General features: G+C 71.3%; 16 protein-coding genes. 9 read left to right on the top strand and 7 right to left on the bottom strand.

Annotation, left to right across the window (positions count from 1 at the left end):
* Positions 1 to 17 precede the first annotated feature (17 nt).
* Positions 18 to 647 (top strand): DUF1684 domain-containing protein, encoded by a 630-nt coding sequence (locus tag Q9S78_RS06875; RefSeq protein ID WP_311869735.1) that lies wholly within the window; start codon positions 18 to 20, stop codon positions 645 to 647.
* Here Q9S78_RS06875 and Q9S78_RS06880 read toward each other — a convergent pair.
* Positions 632 to 1,063 carry a DoxX-related protein gene (locus tag Q9S78_RS06880; RefSeq protein WP_116228494.1) on the bottom strand — a complete coding sequence of 144 codons (432 nt, stop codon included), beginning with the start codon at positions 1,061 to 1,063 and terminating at the stop codon, positions 632 to 634. The two genes, Q9S78_RS06875 and Q9S78_RS06880, sit on opposite strands and share 16 nt — an antisense overlap.
* A gap of 203 nt (positions 1,064 to 1,266) precedes the next feature.
* A complete protein-coding gene (locus tag Q9S78_RS06885) occupies positions 1,267 to 2,748 on the bottom strand; it encodes a serine/threonine-protein kinase (protein ID WP_311869739.1) in 1,482 nt (493 codons plus the stop codon).
* A 280-nt stretch (positions 2,749 to 3,028) separates the two neighbouring features.
* Here Q9S78_RS06885 and Q9S78_RS06890 point away from each other — a divergent pair, with 280 nt between their 5' ends.
* The 5 genes from Q9S78_RS06890 (at position 3,029) to ligD (ending at position 10,459) form a co-directional block, all read left to right on the top strand.
* Complete coding sequence (locus Q9S78_RS06890; protein WP_311869742.1) at positions 3,029 to 4,588, top strand: glycosyltransferase family 2 protein; 1,560 nt, start codon at positions 3,029 to 3,031, stop codon at positions 4,586 to 4,588.
* Between the two features lie 75 nt (positions 4,589 to 4,663).
* A complete protein-coding gene (locus Q9S78_RS06895; RefSeq protein WP_311869744.1) occupies positions 4,664 to 5,767 on the top strand; it encodes an FUSC family protein in 1,104 nt (367 codons plus the stop codon).
* A 60-nt stretch (positions 5,768 to 5,827) separates the two neighbouring features.
* Complete coding sequence (locus tag Q9S78_RS06900) at positions 5,828 to 8,284, top strand: ATP-dependent helicase (protein ID WP_311869747.1); 2,457 nt, start codon at positions 5,828 to 5,830, stop codon at positions 8,282 to 8,284.
* 41 nt (positions 8,285 to 8,325) lie between these two features.
* Positions 8,326 to 9,390, top strand: a complete 1,065-nt coding sequence (locus Q9S78_RS06905; protein ID WP_311869749.1) for a hypothetical protein — start codon at positions 8,326 to 8,328, stop codon at positions 9,388 to 9,390.
* A gap of 55 nt (positions 9,391 to 9,445) precedes the next feature.
* Entirely contained in the window at positions 9,446 to 10,459 is a 1,014-nt protein-coding gene (gene ligD / locus Q9S78_RS06910; protein WP_311869750.1) for a non-homologous end-joining DNA ligase, read from the top strand.
* A 6-nt stretch (positions 10,460 to 10,465) separates the two neighbouring features.
* On the opposite strand, the gene Q9S78_RS06915 is transcribed toward ligD, so the two are convergent.
* Genes Q9S78_RS06915 through Q9S78_RS06930 form a run of 4 tightly spaced genes read right to left on the bottom strand, consistent with a single transcriptional unit; the run spans position 10,466 to position 14,728 of the window.
* Positions 10,466 to 11,644, bottom strand: a complete 1,179-nt coding sequence (locus Q9S78_RS06915) for an AI-2E family transporter (protein ID WP_311869751.1) — start codon at positions 11,642 to 11,644, stop codon at positions 10,466 to 10,468.
* 44 nt (positions 11,645 to 11,688) lie between these two features.
* Complete coding sequence (locus Q9S78_RS06920) at positions 11,689 to 12,729, bottom strand: ATP-dependent DNA ligase (RefSeq protein ID WP_311857827.1); 1,041 nt, start codon at positions 12,727 to 12,729, stop codon at positions 11,689 to 11,691.
* A gap of 47 nt (positions 12,730 to 12,776) precedes the next feature.
* On the bottom strand, positions 12,777 to 14,003 hold the full coding sequence (locus Q9S78_RS06925; RefSeq protein WP_311869753.1) for an acyl-CoA dehydrogenase family protein: 1,227 nt from the start codon (positions 14,001 to 14,003) through the stop codon (positions 12,777 to 12,779).
* A gap of 59 nt (positions 14,004 to 14,062) precedes the next feature.
* A complete protein-coding gene (locus tag Q9S78_RS06930; protein ID WP_311869755.1) occupies positions 14,063 to 14,728 on the bottom strand; it encodes a TetR/AcrR family transcriptional regulator in 666 nt (221 codons plus the stop codon).
* 74 nt (positions 14,729 to 14,802) lie between these two features.
* Between Q9S78_RS06930 and Q9S78_RS06935 the strand changes: the two genes are divergently transcribed.
* Positions 14,803 to 16,317 carry an FAD-dependent oxidoreductase gene (locus Q9S78_RS06935; RefSeq protein WP_311869756.1) on the top strand — a complete coding sequence of 505 codons (1,515 nt, stop codon included), beginning with the start codon at positions 14,803 to 14,805 and terminating at the stop codon, positions 16,315 to 16,317.
* 1 nt (position 16,318) lies between these two features.
* Here the strand turns inward: Q9S78_RS06935 and Q9S78_RS06940 are convergent, their stop codons facing one another.
* Positions 16,319 to 16,819, bottom strand: a complete 501-nt coding sequence (locus Q9S78_RS06940) for a small multidrug efflux protein (RefSeq protein ID WP_311869757.1) — start codon at positions 16,817 to 16,819, stop codon at positions 16,319 to 16,321.
* A 152-nt stretch (positions 16,820 to 16,971) separates the two neighbouring features.
* On the opposite strand from Q9S78_RS06940, the gene Q9S78_RS06945 reads away from it, so the two are divergent.
* Positions 16,972 to 18,183 (top strand): sensor histidine kinase, encoded by a 1,212-nt coding sequence (locus Q9S78_RS06945; protein WP_311869759.1) that lies wholly within the window; start codon positions 16,972 to 16,974, stop codon positions 18,181 to 18,183.
* A complete protein-coding gene (locus Q9S78_RS06950; protein WP_311869762.1) occupies positions 18,180 to 18,782 on the top strand; it encodes a response regulator in 603 nt (200 codons plus the stop codon). Before Q9S78_RS06945 ends, Q9S78_RS06950 begins: the two co-directional genes overlap by 4 nt.
* Positions 18,783 to 18,784 lie beyond the last annotated feature (2 nt).

The raw sequence follows: 18,784 nt of genomic DNA on the forward strand, positions 1-18,784 counted from the left end.
GCGCGTAACCTGAGCCGATGATCCCTTCGGCCGCTCGGACCGCCCTGGACGTCGTCGACTGGCGCCGACGCGTCTTCGCCCTCTACGCAGACGTCCGGGCAGCGCCACATCCCGAGGCGGGCCACGAACTGTGGCAGCACGGGCGTAACGAGCTGCTCGCGCACCACCCCGCGACGCCGATCCTGCCGGAGCACCGGGCGGACTTCGACTCCGTCCCGGTCGCCCCTTACGACCCGGCGTGGCGGTTCGAGCTGCCTCTGCTGCCCACGGAGCCCGGCGGGTTCGAGTTCGCAACCGGGACGGACGGGGTGGTTCCCTTCGAGCGGGTCGCCGTCGTCGACCTGCCCGACGTGGGGACGCTCGACGTCTGGCGCCTGACGACATACGGCGGCGGGCTGTTCATCCCTGTGCGTGACGCGCTGGCGGGCAAGCCGGACGGCACCTATGGCGGAGGTCGGTACCTGATCGACACGATCAAGGGAGCCGACCTCGGTACGGATGCCGAGGCCGGCACGATCGTGCTCGACCTCAACTTCGCCTACAACCCGTCCTGCGCCTACGACCCGGCGTGGGCCTGCCCGCTCGCTCAGCCCGGCAACGTCCTGGCGGTCGAGGTCCCGGTCGGCGAACGCTACGCGGGCGTCTGATCCCGGTCGTCCGGACCTCGGCGTCGGGCGCGCCAGGCTGCCCACGCGCCGGTCGACCACAGGGCGGCGAGGACGAGGAGCGGTTGGAAGAGCAGGCGGATGCCGCGGGCGAGGTCGGTGTCGAGCCCGAAGGCATCGGTGCCCCGGACGAACTGCTCGATGTTCCCGGGGAAGATCGCAATGAAGAACGCTGCGACGATCCATCCGACCGCGACGCGATACCGTCCGATCAGCAGGGCGAGACCGAGCGCGATCTCGACGATCCCGGAGGCGACGACGACGAAGTCCGTGGCGAGCGGCAGCCACTGCGGGACCTGGGCGACGAAGTCGTCGCGCGCGAAGGTCAGGTGAGCGGTGCCGGTGAAGACCAGCCCCGCCCCGAGCAGCAGACGGGTGATCGTTCTCGGTGCACTCACGGATCGAGCGTAGCGAGGCCGGGACCGACATGGCCCCTCTCGCGTGCAGACGCGACGGCGGGAGTCGAACCCGCTGCACATCCGGTATGACCCGGTGCCCGGGACCACCCGGACCGTCGCGATGACGTCACGCTATCCCGGACGGCGGACATCCCTCCGGCCGATGACCGGAGATGACGCGACGTGTCGTCGCGTGACGGCGGTCAGTCCTTCTTACCCTTGTCCTTCGTCTTCCCGCCGTGGACCGCGGAGTTCTCGTTCGCGTGCTCTTTGGCCTTCGGGTTCGCGTTCTCCTGAGCGGCCTGCCCGGGTGACTTCTTCGCCGAGCCGGAGTTGCCCTTCGCCGAGCCGGACGTCTCGGAGGTCGTCGTCGTCGTGTCTGTCGTCGTCTCGGTGGTCGCCGTGGCAGGATCGGTCGCCGCAGGCGTGGCCTGCGGGATCACCTCATCTGTCGCGTCGAGGGTGACGACCGCGGTCTCGCCCTCGTCCGAGACGAGTTCAGCGGGAGCGGGCGCAGTCGGCTCGCTGATCGTCTCCTCGGGGGCGGGGCGACCGCCCGGCGTGCCGTCCGCCCACCACGCCCCGAAGGCGATGAGGTGGATGACGGCGATGGCGGCCGCTGCGCCGGCGAGGATCCAGACCCGCGCGCGGCGTGGACGCCGCGCGGCCTTGGCCGAACGACGCGCGGCGGAACGGGTGACGACATCGGATGCCGCCGGTGCCGCGACCGTGACGGCAGAGGGCTCGAGGGGCCGAACCGCGCCGACGGCGGCGACCGGAGCGACGTCGAGGGCCTGCGTCTCCTGATCGATCGTGGGGAGGGCGGCCCGCGGCATCCGGACGATGTCGGTCGGCAGGGACCGGGCGCGATACGCCACCTGTCCCGCCGTCGGACGATCGGCGGGGTCCCGCGCGATCATGTCGCCCAGGAGGCCGGACCAGTCGGGACCGAGCCACGAGGGGATCTCGGGCGTCTGCACGAGGCGGGCCATGACCCGGCCGATCCCCGACGCCTCGGGGAACGCCCGTTCGCCCGTGATCGTCTCGAGGGTGAGCAGGCCCAGCGCGTACACGTCGGCCGGCGGGCCGGCCGGTTCACCGCGGACCTGCTCGGGGGCGAGATAGGCGGCCGTCCCGATGACCGTGCCGGGGGTCGTGTGGCGCGTGCTGTCGGCGAGGTAGGCGACGCCGAAGTCGGCGAGCTTCGCCCAGTGCCTGCGGCCGGGCACGGGCGACGGTGCGAGGAGGACGTTCGACGGCTTCACGTCGCGATGGACGATGCCTGAGTGGTGCACGACGTCGAGCGCCGAGGCGAGCTCGCCGACGAGGCCGGCGGTCTCGGCGGCATCCAGCGGACCATCGTGCAGAGCAGCGGCGAGCGACTCGCCCTCGACGAACTCCATCACGAGGTACTCCGGCTGGCCGGGCACGATCTTCGCGTCGTACAGGGTCACGAGCGAGGGGTGGTTCAACGAGGCGAGCAGAGACATCTCGGTGCGGGCTCGCGGCAGGATCGCCGGGTTCTCGGCTTCGGTGCGCATGATCTTGATCGCGACGGTGCGGCCGAGGATCACGTCCTCGGCTCGATACACACGGGCCATCCCGCCCTGACCGACGCACGGACCGAGGACGTACCGCCCATCCAGCATGCCCGTGGTCACAGGCTCGTCGGAGGGTTCGGTCACGGCGACTCCTGCTGCTACTGCGGACGCTGCGCGTCCGTCCACACGTCGCCCGGGTACGACGACACCGTCGAACGTAGGGCTCCGAGAGTCTCAGGTCTGGCGGGTTGACTCCGGCGGGGTTTGGTGCTTCGTTTCTTGATACCTCTTTCGGATGATGCCGGCCGGATGTCCCCGATGATGGGATGTGGTCATGTATTTCCCCGTGCACGTCTCCGACCGGATGCGACGGTTCGCGGAAACTCCTGGGGAAATCAATGCTTCGTATACATATACTCCGTATGTGATTTCTCGTCTCCGCAGTCGCGCATCGACAGCGCTGGTCGTGGCGGTGTGGATCGGGCTCGGCGTGCCGCTCTTCCTCTGGGCCGTCGGCCAGGGGACCCCCCTGTCGATCGCGTTCGCGGCCGCGAGCGCCCTCACCTGGATCGCGGGCGGGCGAGCGGTCGCGCTGTGGCTGCGCTCATCGCCGCCCGCGCTGATCCCGCCGCCCGCGACCGGGCGGGGGGCGGAGCGCATCGCCCTGCTGGTCTGCATCTGCGACGACCTCGACGAGCGGGCGGTCGTCCGCAGCTCCCGCCAGGACGTCCCGGTCGACGTCGTCCTCCTCGACGACTCGAGGGATGCCGCGACGGTGGCGCGCGTCGATGCGCTCGCCGCGACTCACGGCTGGCACGTGATCCGCCGCACCGAGCGCTCCGGCTTCAAGGCGGGCAACCTGAACGCCGGGCTCGCGCGCCTGCGTGGCCGCTACGACGCGTACCTGATCTGCGACAGCGACGTCGTCCTCGACGCCGGGGTGGCGCGGGTCTGCGGAGCCGCGCTCGCCGACCCCACGGTGGCCGTCGCGCAGGCGTCACCGGCGGCATCCGTCGGTCGGACCCGGTTCGCCCGCTACTTCGGGCCGCTGCTGGCCACCCACCTCGGTGTCACCCGGCGCGGTCGAGGAGCGCACGGGGTGACCGCCTTCCTCGGGCGCGGTGCGCTCGTGCGTGCGGAGGCCGTCGAGGATGTCGGCGGGTTCCCCGAGGCCGTCGCGGAAGACCTCGCGATGACCGTGCGGCTCCGCCGCCGCGGGTGGCGGATCGTCGACGCCGATGTCGCGTTCACGGAGGACTACCCGATCGACTACGCCGCGTTCCGTGTGCAGATGCGGAAGACCGCCGAGGGGGCGGTCGAGTTCCTGCGCCGCCCCGGCCGGATGCGGGGGCTCCGCATCCGGGAAGGCCTCGACCTCGCGCTCGAGACGGCCCTCGTCCCGGTGACCGCCCTGGCGGGAGCCGCGACCCTCGTCACCGGCGCCGCGCTCGCCGGCACCGGCACGCCCCCGCCGCTCTGGGTGATGCTCGTGTCGGCGTTCGCGGCATCCGCTCCGCTCCTTCCCGAGGCGGTCCGCCGCGCCCGCGCGCAACGGGTCGCTGCCGGCGTCGCCTTCGCCCTGACCGCAGGTCTCCTCTACGCCTCGACCACGTTCGTCGTGCTCGGCGCCGTGATCCGCACCGCCCTCGGCCGGCGCGCGACCTTCTGGGTCACGCCGAAGACGACCTCGCAGCGGGGCGTCGGCGCGACGGCGGGCCTGCTGCGCGATGAGCTCGTCCTCGTCCCGCTCCTCGCGGTCAGCGCCGTCCTCGTCTCGGGATCGCTCGTCGCGGTCGCCGGTCCGATCGGTCCCGCCGCGCTCGCCGCGGTCTTCGCGGTGGGGATGCTGCGGCCCCGCTCCCGCGCGGACCGCACCCTCGCCCCGATCGTGTCGGCGCGTCACCTGGCGGCCGTGCCGCACCGTACGCTGTCGGCCGCACCGCGACCGGCGCTCCCGACGCGGTCGCGCACCCTCGCCAGCTGACCCGCGTCGTACGAGCTCGCACGCGCGGATGCAAGGGGGCGGCGCGCACGACCTCGCCGCGGCTACCGTGCCGGGATGCCCCGCACCACCCCGCGACTGACCGCCGCGCAGCTGGCACTGCGCCTCCGCAGGGCCGGCGGTGACGTCTTCACGTCGCGACGGCTGATCCTCGCGCTGAAGACGGCGGTCGCGGCGGCGATCGCCTGGTTCTTCGCGCCCATCGTGCCCTTCGCCGACGCCGACTACTCCTACTACGCGCCCCTCGGCGTCCTGGTCAGCATGTACCCGACCGTCGCGGACTCGGCGCGCGCCGGCATCCAGTCCCTCATCGGACTCGCGTGCGGCATCGCGATCGGCTTCGGCGGCCTCGCCATCGTGGCGGCGGGAGCGCCCGGCATCGTCGCGCTCGGCGTCGTGGTCCTGGTCGGTGTGGCGCTCGGCGGCATCCGTGCCCTCGGCGTCGGCCGGGACTGGGTGGCCCTCGCCGGGCTGTTCGTGCTGCTGCTGAGCAAGAACGACCCGGACGGCTTCTCGACGTCCTACCTCGCGACGATGGCCTTCGGCGTCCTGATCGGCGTCGTGGCGAACTTCGTCCTCGTGCCGCCGCTGTACCTGCAGTCGGCGCGCGACCGGCTGTCCGAGCTGCGCGCCGCCGTCACCGCCGCACTCGACCGCGCGGCGGACTCCGCGGCGAAAGGGGCGCCGGACGCGGAGAGTCTGAAGGAGGATGGCGAGGCGCTGGCCGAGATGGCCATCGCCGTCGCGGCGGATGTGGACGAGGCATCCCGCTCCGAGCGGGCGAACCTCCGCGCCCGCGGCGTGGGCGGTGTGCACGACGAGAACGCGCAGCGGTGGTGGGGGCTCGAACGGGCGACGTACCTGACCCGCGACCTGCTCGACGTGCTCGCCCAGCACGAGCGGCTCGACGCGCGCCACGGCGACCCCGCTCGGCTCGAGGACGCGCTCCGCCGGGTCGCGGAGCTGATGGCGACCCCACCCGTCGACGACGAGATGACCGCGAGAACGGATGCCGCGTGGCGCGCCGTCGACGCCTATGCGGCATCCCTACCCGCCCCCGATGCCGCCGAGGACCCGCATGATCAGCCCGGTCTGTGGGTCGCCGCCACGCTCGGGCGCATCACCGACATCTCGCGACGGGTGTCCGACGCGCTCGCCTGATCGCGCTGCGGACGGATGCCGGGAGTCGATGTCGGCAGTCGAACGTAGACTCGTGGGGACATGAGCGACTCCATCAAGCCCGTCATCGTCGGCGCCGGAGCGCCCCGTCCCGCGGGCGATTCCCGCCCCGACGAGGACCTCCTCGCCGGCCTCAACCCGCCGCAGCGCGAAGCGGTCACGCATCGGGGGCCCGCCCTGCTGATCGTCGCGGGTGCGGGGTCGGGCAAGACGAGCGTGCTGACCCGGCGCATCGCGTCACTGATGCGCACGCGCGAGGCCTACCCGAGCCAGATCCTCGCGATCACCTTCACCAACAAGGCCGCGGGCGAGATGCGCGAACGCGTGCGTCAGCTCGTCGGCGACAACGCCCAGGGCATGTGGATCTCGACGTTCCACTCCGCGTGCGTGCGCATCCTTCGCCGCGAGGCCGACCAGTTCGGGTTCACGAAGAGCTTCACGATCTACGACTCCGGCGACTCGCGCGCGCTCATCAAGCGTCTCGTCAAGGAGCATGAGGGCGACTCGTTCGGGTTCACCCCCGCTGCCGTGCAGGGGCGTATCTCCAAACTCAAGAACGAGCTGGCGGATGCCGAGTCCTACGCCCGGCAGGCGAACATGAGCGATCCCGCCGAGCGGGTCTTCGTCGACATCTTCGCGGACTACCAGCGCTCGCTCCAGAAGGCGAACGCCTTCGACTTCGACGACCTCATCGCGCAGACCGTCTACCTCTTCCGCGCCTTCCCGCACGTCGCCGACGTGTACCGCAAGCGGTTCCGCCACGTCCTCGTCGACGAGTACCAGGACACCAACCACGCCCAGTACGCCCTCATCCACGAGCTGACCCGGCCCGTCGTGAGCAAGGCGGGCGACGCGTTCTCGAGCGGCGGGATGATGATCTTCGAGCCCGACGAGGCGCCCGAGATCGAGGGCGCGTCGCTCACCGTGGTCGGCGACTCCGACCAGTCGATCTACGCGTTCCGCGGCGCCGACATCCGCAACATCAGCGAGTTCGAGCGGGACTTCCCGGGGGCGAAGGTCGTGCTCCTCGAGCAGAACTACCGCTCGACCCAGAACATCCTGTCGGCGGCCAACGCCGTCATCGGCCACAACTTCGACCGCAAGGACAAGAAGCTCTGGACCGACGTCGGCGACGGCGACCCGATCATCGGGTTCACCGGGTACTCGCAGCACGACGAGGCGCAGTTCGTGGCCGACGAGATCGAGGCTCTGCACCGCAAGGGCGTCGACTACTCGCAGGTGGCGGTGTTCTATCGGACGAACTCGCAGTCCCGCGCGCTGGAGGAGATCTTCATCCGCTCGGCCGTGCCCTACAAGATCATGGGCGGCACGAAGTTCTACGACCGTGCCGAGATCAAGGACGCCATGGCGTACCTCATCGCGGTGGCGAACCCCGCCGACGAGATGGCGGTGCGCCGCATTCTGAACCGGCCCCGTCGCGGCATCGGCGACGTCACCGAGACCGCGATCGCCCGGTACGCGGCATCCGAGGGCATCACCTTCCGCGACGCCCTCGCGAACGCATCGGCGCTCGGTGTCGGAGCGAAGGTGCAGAAGGCCATCGCCGAACTGGATGCCGTCCTCGTCGAGGCATCCGAGATCATGCTGCCCAGCTCGGGGGAGATCGCGCCGTCGACGTCGGTGACCGACGGGCTCCGCGTCCTGCTCAACAAGTCCGGTTACTACGACGCGCTGCGGATCTCGAAGGACCCGCAGGACGAGGCGCGCGTCGAGAACCTCGACGAGCTGGTCGCCGTGACGCGCGAGTTCGCCCGCAACAACCCCGACGGCACGCTGCTGGACTTCCTCACCGAAGTGACGCTGGTGTCGGATGCCGACGACCTCGACGACGCCAGCGGTTCGGTCTCGCTCATGACGATGCACACGGCCAAGGGCCTCGAGTTCGACGCCGTCTTCGTGACCGGCGTCGAAGAGGACCTCATCCCGCACCGCATCTCGGCGGGGGAGCCGGGCGGACCGCAGGAGGAGCGGCGTCTGTTCTACGTGGCGCTCACCCGGGCGCGCAAGCGTCTGCACCTCTCGCTCGCGATGACCCGTGCGCAGTTCGGCGAGGTCTCGGCCGCGATGCCGAGCCGCTTCCTGCAGGAGATCCCGCACGAGCTGATCGACTGGCGCCAGTCGCCCGGCGACGTGAACTCGCGCGGCGGGATGCCGTCGCGCGCGCTGAACGGCCGGCCCGGAGGCGGCTCCCGGTTCGGCGGATCCGGATCGAATCGGTACGGCGACGACCTCGTCCCGCTGCCGAAGCGCGAGAAGTCCGATGCCCTCGCGAAGTTCGCCAACCGCATCCCGGCGAAGATCCGCGACAACGGTGACATGGAGCTCGCGGCGGGCGACCGCATCCGTCACGACGACTTCGGCGAGGGCAAGGTCGACATGGTGACCGGTGAGGGCGCGAAGCGCGTCGCCCACGTCCGCTTCGACACCGCAGGCCCGAAGAAGCTGCTCATCAAGGTCGCCCCGATCACGAAGCTCTGAGCGTCGCGCGACCCGCGTCGTATCGCGCGTACGCTGAGGGCATGGCTCTGTTCTCCCGCCGTCCGAAGAAGAACTCCGACGGGTCCGATGAGGTTCCCGTCGACGCGCAGGCGGATCTCGCCGACGTCCAGCAGGACGCGAGCGCGGCGGTCGCCGCCGAGCAGGCGGATGCCGAGGACGTGCCGTTCGTGCCGATCTCGATGTCGACCTACGGGCAGCCCGCCCCGCGGCCCGAGCAGCCCCGCCTGCCGCAGGTCGAGGAGACCGCCCCCGAGCGGACCGAGGGTCGACCCGGGATGCCGGACAACACGCTTCTGCTCGCGGCGCTCGTGGAGGCGCCCGAAGAGCCCGATAATGCCGCGATCCTGGGCGTGACGCGCCAGGCGCTGCAGGGCACGCTGTACCTGCGCATCATGGGCGACGCGCAGGCGCAGGTCGCTGCGGGCGAGCCGCTGCGCCTGGCGATCTCGATCATGAACGACAAGAAGTTCCTGCTCGCGTACACGGGTGCTGCGGCGATCCAAGCGGGTCTCAGCGATGACCCCGAGGCGGCGAACACGTCGGTCCTCGGCCAGCCCGCTCAGAACGTGCTCCGCAACGTCGTCGACGCGGGCTACGACGGCATCGTCTTCGACCACGCAGGCCCCGGCCGGCGCATCGTCCTGCCGACGGGTCTCATCTCGCGCGCGATGGATCAGGCCGACCCCGAGTTCACCATCAAGAACCTCCTCGCCGGCCCGCGGACCGATGAGACCGCTCGCGCCGTCGTCGATGCGCTCGTCACCCGCGGCGCGTGGATCGCAGCCGGCACCCGACCGGACGGCAGCATGGGCGTCGCCGAGGCACGGTCCGCCGAGGGGACCCGCTACCTCCAGGTCTTCTCGCACCCGCTCGAGATCCTCACGCTCCGCCGGGAGGATCAGCCGATGCCGCTGACGGCGGCGCAGCTGGGGGAGGCGCTCAGGAGCGAGCCCGAGCTCAGCGGCTTCCTCGTCGACGCCGCAGGCCCGTGGATCCGGCTCGAACGCGAGCAGCTCGAGCCGCTCGTCACGATCGCCGATGCCGCGGAGACCGTCGACGCCGCGGCGGCCGCCGACGAGGACTGAGCCCGCGCGGGGCAAGCCCCTGGTCGTGCCGGTGGCCCGCCCCTAGGGTGGGCGCATGGCGTCGGAGCGGATCACCCTGCAATTGCCGGGAGGCAGAGAGCTCTCGCTCTCGAGCCCCAACCGCGTCGTGTTCCCCGAGCCCGGGATCACCAAGCACGAGCTCGCCGAGTACGTCCTCGCCGTCGCAGACCCGTTCCTGCGCGCCAACGGTCACCGGCCCGTCTCGCTCGAGCGGTTCCCTGCGACAGTCGACGGCGAGAGCTTCTTCTCGAAGAACCCACCCAAGGGCACGCCCGACTTCGTCGACGAGGTCGTCTGCACGTACAACAGCGGCCGGCGGCATCCCCAGGTCGTCCTGAACGAGGCCGCCGCGATCGTCTGGGCAGTGCAGATGAACACGGTCGTCTTCCATCCGTGGGCGTCTCTCGCCGCCGACACCGACAACCCCGTCGAGCTGCGCATCGACCTCGACCCTCAGCCCGGCACGGATTTCTCGGATGCCGCTGCGGTCGCGCCCGCGCTGCGGGAGGTCCTCCGCGAGGCGGGGCTGGAGTCGTGGCTCAAAACGAGCGGCAATCGCGGCATCCATGTCTTCTGCCCGATCGAGCCGTCGCACGAGTTCCTCGACGTGCGGCACGCGGTGATCGCCGCGGGACGCGAGCTCGAGCGACGGATGCCGGACAAGGTCACCACGAACTGGTGGAAGGAAGAACGCGGTGAGCGCATCTTCATCGACTTCAACCAGGCGAACCGGGACCGCACGATGGCCGGCGCCTACAGTCCGCGGGCACTTCCGGGCGCGACGGTCGCCACCCCGATCACGTGGGACGAACTCGCCGACGGCGTCGACCCTGCCGCGTTCACGGTGCGGACGGTGCCGGATCGACTCGCGACGATCGGCGACCCCTGGGAGCAGCTGCAAGCCGTCCCGGGACGCATCGACACCCTGCTGGAGTGGTGGCAGCGCGACCTCGACGCAGGCTTCGGCGAACTGCCGTTCCCGCCGGAGTTCCCCAAGATGCCGGGGGAGCCGCCGCGTGTGCAGCCGTCGAGGGCGAAGAAGGACTGAGCGCCGTCAGCCGGCCGTGACGGTGTCGACCTTCTCCTCAACGGGGGGACGACGTCGAGCCCAGCGGGCGGGCGTATTCGGTCCGTCCCACACCTGGATGATGCCCCAGGCCGCCGCCGTGAGGGGAACCGCGAGGATCGCGCCGACGATGCCGCCGAGGACGGTGCCGATCGTCAGGGCGATCAGCACCGCGAACGCGTGCAGCTTCATCGACCGACCCATGAGGAACGGCTGCAGGAAGTTGCCTTCGAGCTGATTGACCGCCACGACGATCACGACCACCCAGATCGCCGCGACCAGACCGTTCGTCACGAGGGCGACCAACGCAGCCAGGATGCCCGCGACGGTCGCGCCCACGATGGGGATGAACGCCAGCACGAACACGAGGGCGCCGAGCGGGAGGGCGAGCGGAATCTGCAGGATGAGCAGACCGATCGTGATGCCGATCGCGTCCACGGCCGCCACGGCCGCGGTGCCACGGAGGTAGGCCCCGAAGGTCTGGACGGCTTTATGGCCGACGCGCACGGCGCGGTCGTAGTCCGATCCGCGGAACGGACGGATGAGGAACTCCCACAGATTCGGGCCGTCCTTCAGGAAGAAGAACAGCGTCACGATCATGAGGACGAGCCCCGTCAGGAAGTTCGCGACCGCGCTCACGCCGGCCAGGGCGCCGGAACCGAACTGTGCGCTGGTGAGGAAGTCGGTCGCTGTGCCGACCCACTCGTCGATCTGCTTCTGGTCGATGTCGAACGGCAGGGATTCCGCCCACGCGAGCACGCTCTGGAACCCGGCCTGCGCCTTCGTGGAGAGGTCGTCGAACTGATCGCGGACGGCGTTGACCACGAGCCAGCCGATTCCGCCCAGCACGACGACGAACGCCAGCAGCGTCAGGACGGTCGCGAACACGGACGGGATGCCATGGCGGCGCTGCCATGCCATGAGCGGCGCGGCGGCCGAGGCGATGATGAGCGCGAGCAGGACCGGGATCACGACGACGGTGAGTTGCAGCATCCCGAGAATGAGGGCCGTCACGATGACGGCGACGATGATCACCTGCAACGACCGAGTCGCGAGGGTGCCGAAGCCGTCGGACCACATGCTCGCGGGCTTGCCCGTCGCGGCCATGCGGACGGGCCGTCCGTCGTCGAGACGCACCGAGCGGGGAGATGACGAGAAGAGGCCCATGCTGCGACCCTACCGATCCGCCTTTCCGGGCGAGGCCCCTTGACTCAGTCGAGCACGTCGGCCAGGTCGTAGGCCGACACGGTCTCGAGCTGGTCGAAGGTGCAGGACGCGGCATCCCGGTCCGGACGCCATCGCTGGAACTGCACCGTGTGGCGGAACCGGTCGCCCTCGAGCTGGTCGTAGGCGACTTCGAGGACCCGCTCGGGGCGGAGGCGCACGAACGAGGTGTCCTTCGACGCGGTGAACCGGGAGCGGTCCGACTGCCCCGTGACCGCGTCGCCGTCGTCGCCCCGGACGACCAGCGGCGCGAGCTCGTCGATCAGTTCGAGTCGCCGCGCGTTGCTCCACGCGGCGACCCCGCCGACCTGGCGGAGGTTCCCGTCGTCGTCGTGGAGGCCGACCAGGAGCGACCCGACGCCCTCACCGCTCTTGTGGACGCGGTAGCCCACCGCCACGACGTCGGCGGTCCGCGCGTGCTTGATCTTGAACATCGTGCGCTTCCCCGGGGCGTAGGGGAGGGCGAGCGGTTTGGCGACGACGCCGTCGAGCCCGGCCCCCTCGAACTCGGCGAGCCACTGCTCGGCGAGGGCGGCATCGGTCGTCGTCCGGGTCAGATGGATCGGATGCGGCACATCGCGCAGCAGATCCTCGAGCTGTGCGCGCCGCTCTGAGAAGGGCTCGTCGCGCAGGTCGCGATCGCCCCGCGCGAGCAGGTCGAACGCCACGAACATCGCGGGGGTGGTCTCGCTCAGGAGGGCGACGCGGGATGCCGCGGGGTGGATGCGCTGCGACAGCTGCTCCCACTGCAGCCGCTGCGACCCGGGCTCGCCGTCGGCGACGACGATCTCACCGTCGAGCAGGGACGGTTCGGGCACGAGACGCGAGATCGCGTCGACCAGCTCGGGGAAGTACCGGGTGAGGGGCTTCGACCCGCGGGACCCGATCTCGACCTCCGAGCCGTCCCACCCGATCAGCGCGCGGAACCCGTCCCACTTCGGTTCGTACAGCAGTCCGCCGGCCGTCTTGGCCGGATCGGGGACGGCGGGGACGGATTTCGCGAGCATCGGCGCGGGGATCTCGTACATGCGCCCATCCTGCCCGCCGGTCAGGCGCTGCGGAACGGGCTTGCGGGTCAGGTGAAGGCGCTCACGCCGGTGATGTCCCGCCCGAGCAGGAGGGCCTGCACCGACTCGGTCCCCTCGTACGTGTGGATCGCCTCGATGTCGGCCATGTGCTGCATGACGCCGTTCTCGAGCAGGATGCCGTTGCCGCCCAGCAGGTCGCGCGCGGTCGCCGCGACGCGGCGCGCGGCGCGGGTGTTGTGGAACTTCGCGAGCGACGCCTGCGTCGGGCGCAGTCCGCCGGATGCCTCGAGGTCGGCCAGGCGACGGCAGTACAGTTGCATCGCGGTGAGGTCCTCGAGCATGTGCGCGAGGCGCTCCTGCACCATCTGGAAACGGGCGAGCGGTTTGCCGAACTGCACGCGCTGCTGCGCGTACTGCAGCGCCGCCTCGTAGCAGGCGGTCGCGTGGCCGAGCGCCGACCACGCGACACCGGAACGGGTCGCGTAGAGGACGGTCGAGGCATCCTTGAAGGTCCGCGTCCCCGGCAGGACCGCGTCGATGGGAACGCGCACGTCGTCGAGGGCGATGTGGGCCTGGTGGATGCCGCGCAACGACGCCTTGCCGCCGATGACGGTCCCGGTGTAGCCGGGGCGGTCCTGCTCGACGAGGAAGCAGCGGACGTTGCCGTGGTGCTCGTCGCCCTCGTCGTCGACGCGGGCCCAGACGAAGGTGATGCCGCCGGAGGCGCCGTTGCCGATCCACTTCTTGGCCCCGCGCAGCACCCACTCGTCGCCGTCGCGGCGCGCGAAGGTCTCGAGCGAGACCGAGTCCGAGCCGTGGTCCGGCTCGGTGAGGGCGAACGCGGCCGGGACCTCGAAGCGCGCGACCGGGGTCAGCCAGCGCTCCTGCTGGGCGTCGCTGCCGAAGAGGGCGAGGGTGCGCAGCGCCAGTCCGCCCTGGACGGCGAGGACGGTGCCCAGCGACCCGTCGCCGCGCGAGATCTCCATGTTCACGAGGCCCGCGGCCAGGGGGGAGAAGCGCGTGAGTCGCGGGTGGTCGATGCCGTCGTTCAGCAGGTCGAGCTCGCCGAAGCGTCGGGCGATGTCGAGCGGGTACTCCGCGGCATCCCACGCGTCCCGCATCCGGTCGCCGACCTCGTCCACGAAGCCCTGCGTCCGCTGCCACACGTCGCGGTCGGCGTCGGGGATGTCGGAGAAGACGGCGTAGTAGTCGGTGTCGAGCCGTCCGAGCACGTCGTAGCGGCCGGACGCGCCGCCGGGCAGGTCAGAGGTCATCGCGCCAGGATACGCCCGGTTGGGATTCGGTTCCACTCGAGGTGGAACGCCGTTCCAGGCTAGTCGCGCAGGGCGCCGAGCCGACGGGCGACCTCGGCGGGCGGCATCCGCCGGGGGAAGGTCGCCACGACGATGTCGTCGTCGGCGGCGGGTTCCGGGTCGGGGTGCACGCCGAAACGGCGCAGCAGTTCGTCGTAGGCGGTCTCGAGGACGGCGGCGGGGACCCGCGTGGAACCGCGCAGCAGGCGGCGCAGCACGTGGTTGTGCACCGCGGTCACGGCGGCGGCGAACGCCACTGCGTCGACGGGGTCGAGCCCCGGGACCGAGCGGCGCAGGTACTCGTCGAAGGCGCGCTCGTAGCGGAAGACCGTCACGATCTCGCGGTCGCGAAGCGACGGCACCTGGCGTACGACGGCGTATCGACGGCGAGCGATCTCGGGATCGGATGCGAAGTGGCGGTAGATCTGCACCGACGCCTCGCACACCGCCGCCCACGGGTTCTCGTGCGCCTCGGAGAGGTAGGCCCGCAGTCGGTCGAGGAGCAGCTCGTGGTCGGCGAAGACGACGTCGTCCTTGCCGCCGAACTGCCGGAAGAACGTCGACCGCGACACCCCCGCGGACTGGGCGATCTGCTCGACCGAGGTCTGCTCGTAGCCGTGCTCCGCGAACAGCGCGAGCGCGGCGGCCACCACTGTGCTGCCCGTGGGACGGAGGTCGTCGGCCATGGAGGGAAGCCTAATGCGAAGGTCGTCCTGTCAAGGCCTGTGCCTGATCCGGTCGGCTCGCCTTGACTCGCCCCATGTCCTCCCTGTGGAAGCAGCACCCGACCGAGTCCGCTGACACCCCGTTCGAGCCCGGCGCACGTCACGACGTCGTCGTGATCGGCGCCGGACTCACCGGCCTCGCGACGGCCTACGAACTGGCGCGGACCGGGGTCGACGTCGCCCTCCTCGAGCGCGGCGGCATCGGCGAGCTCGCCTCGGGATCGAACACCGGCAAGGTGTCGCTCCTGCAGGGGACGACGCTCTCGACGCTGCGGTCGGGGCACCCGGCATCCCTCGTCCGCGCCTACGTCGACGCCAACCGCGACGGCTTCGCGTGGATGACGGACACCGCAGAGCACCTCGGCGTGCCGCTCACCTCGCGCACCGCCTACACCTACGCCCAGGCCGGCGAGGGGCGGCGTTCCGTCGCGCAGGAGTACGAGGCGGCCCGCGAAGCCGGGCTCGCCGTACGCCTCGTCGGCGAGGACGAGCTGCGCGTCGCAGCCGTGCCCATGGCGGCAGCCGTCGCGCTCGACGGCCAGCGCGCGGTCGACCCGATGCGGATGCTCGCAGCGCTCGCCGACGCGTTCGTCGCCGCCGGCGGCACGCTGCATCTGGGCGTCGAGGTCAGCGGCGTCAAGGTCTTCCCCGAGCCGCGCGTCGAGACCGATCGGGGGCCGATCTTCGCGTCGCGGGTCGTGGCGGCCACCGGCATCCCGATCCTCGACCGCGGCCTCTACTGGGCGAAGGTGAGCGGGATGCGGTCGGCCTGCGTCTCGTTCACCCTCACCGCGCCGCTGCCTGATGGCATGTACCTCTCAGCCGACGAGCCCACTCGCTCGGTGCGCACGATCCTCCCCGAGGACGGCCCGGCCGATGTCGCGCAGATCGTCGTCGGAGGCGCGGGGCACCCCGTCGGGCGGGCCGAGTCGGAGCGCGCGATGCTCGACGAGCTGTCGCGCTGGGCGCAGCAGACGCTGCCCGTGGGGGAGGAGACCCACCGCTGGTCGGCGCAGGACTACACGTCGCACAACCGCATCCCCTTCATCGGCACGATGCCCCGGACGCTCGGGCGCGTGCGCTTCGCGACGGGCTATGCGAAGTGGGGACTCACGAACGCGCCGGCGGCCGCGCTGCGCATCGTCAGCGAGCTGCGCGGCGAGAAGATGAGCGAACGCCCGCGGTGGATGACGCAGATCGGCACACGTCTCACGATGCCCGCCGACATCGCGCAGGGAGCGGCGGAGAACGCGAAGGTCGGCCTCGCCGCCGCGAAGGGGTGGGCGGGCGCCGAAGCGCAGGCCGTGCCGGTGCCGCAGCCTGCCGAGGGGGAGGGCGTCGTCGCGCAGCGCGCGGGCCGGCCCGTCGCCATCTCGACCACCGACGGCGAGACGCGCGCTGTGAGCGCCGTCTGCCCGCACCTCGGCGGGATCCTCGAGTGGAACGACCTCGAGTGCACGTGGGACTGCCCACTGCACGCGTCGCGCTTCACGGCATCCGGAGAACGCATCGAAGGCCCCGCGACCAGAGGCCTCCGGCCGGTCGACTGAATCAGGATGCCGCGGCGATGACGCCCGTGATGATGAGCGTCACGACGGTCGTCCACAGCACGATCGCCGTGCCCTGCCAGAACAGCACCGTCCGGGTCGGCACGCCCGTCCCCTTGAGCGCCGCCGCCGTGAACTGGGTCGGCAGGATGAGGGGACCGAGGAGGCTGACGCCGGGCGTCCCGTAGCGGTGGTACGCCTTCTGGAACTTCTCCGAGCGCGCCGACGGTGTCTTCTCGGGTGCCCCCGCGCGGGAGGTCACGGCCGTGCGGACGCGGGCGGTCGCGAGGACGACGATCGCGACGCAGAGGAAGTTGCCCGCGGCGCCGGCGACGGCGGCGACGACGGGATGGATGCCGCCGACGATCCCGATCGCCGCGGCGCCCTCGCCCTCGATGAAGGGGACCGCACCGGCGAGGGCCACGACGAGCGGCTGCACGAGGTCGGGCATCTGCGCCACCAGGTCCTGGAAGCCGGCGACGAGGTCGGAGACGGGGTTCGACATGGTGTCCTCTCGGAGTCGGCGACCGGATCTCGTATCGCCGTGACCCCAGTCCACCGTCCCGGGCCGGAGCGCGGCAGTGCCGCCCCGTCACCTTCCTGCGGGAGGTTCGACGGGCCGAGGGGTGACATTCGTCATGGTCGTACTGTGGCCGTGTGACCACGCCCGACCCGACCCCGACGCGGACCGCCGCGTCGCTCGCACGAGGCGTGACGGCGACCGGGTGGTACATCGCCACGTCGATGGTCTTCTTCCTCCTCGGCACCGTCGTCGTGTGGGGGCTCGTCGTCCTCGTCGCCCGCGAGGGATGGCGGAGCCCCGTCGCTCTCATCGCCTACGTCGGTGCGGCGGTGATCGTCGTGACCTGCACGATCCTGCTCCTCACGCGCTATCGCAGGGACGGCGACCTCGACGACGGCGACCGCCCGTCCTGGCGGCGCCGGTTCCTCTCGCTCCCGGTCGTCGCGGCGGTCCTCGCCTCGGCCGTCCTCGGCGTCGTGGCCGGGTCGCCGCTGCTCGGCGCCGCGCTGGTCGGCGCCACCCTCTGCCTCGTCCGCTGGGGCCCCGGCATCCGGTGGCGCGGTGTCGTGCTGCTCGAAGTCGCCCTCGTCGTGCTCTGGCTGCTCGAGCAGGCCGGGCCGATGCCTCGGAGCGACGCGTTCGTGCTCGTGTTCTTTTCCGTCGCGCTCCCGATGACGCAGGCGCTGTCGCTCTGGTCGTGGGACGTCGTCCTCGAGCTCGACAGCGCACGCCGCACCGAAGCCCGCCTCGCCGCCGTGCAGGAGCGGCTGCGGCTCGCCGGCGAACTCCACGATCTGCAGGGGCACCACCTGCAGGTCATCGCACTGCAGCTCGAACTCGCCGAGCGCATGATCCACCGCGATCCGGATGCCGCCGCCCGCCAGATCGCGCTGGCGCGGACATCCGTCGACGAGGCCCGCGACGGCACGCGCGCGCTCGCCGGACGCTTTCGTGGCGTGCCACTGCCCGACGAGCTCGCGAACGCGGCCGACCTGTTGCGCGCCGCCGGGCTGACGGTCACGCTCGACGTCGCGGCAGACGCGGCATCCGCGCCCGCCGATCTGTTGGGACCCGTGATCCGAGAGTGCACGACGAACGTGCTCAAGCACGGCGGTGGGACCTGGGCGTGGCTCGGGCTCGAGCGGGTCGGCGACGTGTGGCGTCTGACGATGGCGAACGACCCCGGGGCGGGGTCGACGATCGGGTCGGGCGCGGGGCTCGAGGGCATCGCGCACCGGGTCGGCGTGGCCGGCGGTGACGTCGCATCGCGTCGGGGCGACGATCGGTTCGACGTCGTCGTCACGGTTCCGGCCGAGGTGGCATCGGTGAGGGAGGGGACAGGATGATCCGGGTGCTCATCGCCGACGACGAGGACATGATCCGGACGGCTCTGGCGACGCTCCTCGCGCTCGAGGAGGACCTCGAGGTCGTCGCCGAGTGCGCCGACGGCGAGACGGCCGTCTCCCGTGCGCTCGAACTGCGCCCGGACGTCTGCCTGCTCGACCTTGAGATGCCCGGGATCGACGGGGTCGAGGCGGCCGCTCGTATCCGCCAGCGGATCCCTGCCCGTTGCGTCGTCGTCACCCGGCACGCACGCCCCGGAGTCCTGCGGCGCGCCCTCAGCGCCGGCGTCGACGGCTTCGTGCCGAAGTCCCGTCCCGCCGGCGACGTCGCCGCCGTGATCCGCGAGGTCGCCGCCGGGCGCCGCTACGTCGACCCCGAGATCGCCGCGGATGCGCTCAGCGACGAGCGCTCGCCGCTGACCGACCGCGAGCTCGACGTCCTGCGCGCCGGAGCCCGCGGCGAGACGATCGCCGACATCGCGGCATCCCTCCATCTGTCCTCTGGGACGGTCCGCAACCACGTGTCGTCGATCCTCGGCAAGCTCGGGCTCGCGACACGGCAGCAGGCGGCGATCGCGGCGCGCGAACGCGGCTGGATCTGACG

Source organism: Microbacterium aquilitoris (assembly GCF_031932285.1).
Lineage (GTDB): Bacteria > Actinomycetota > Actinomycetes > Actinomycetales > Microbacteriaceae > Microbacterium > Microbacterium aquilitoris.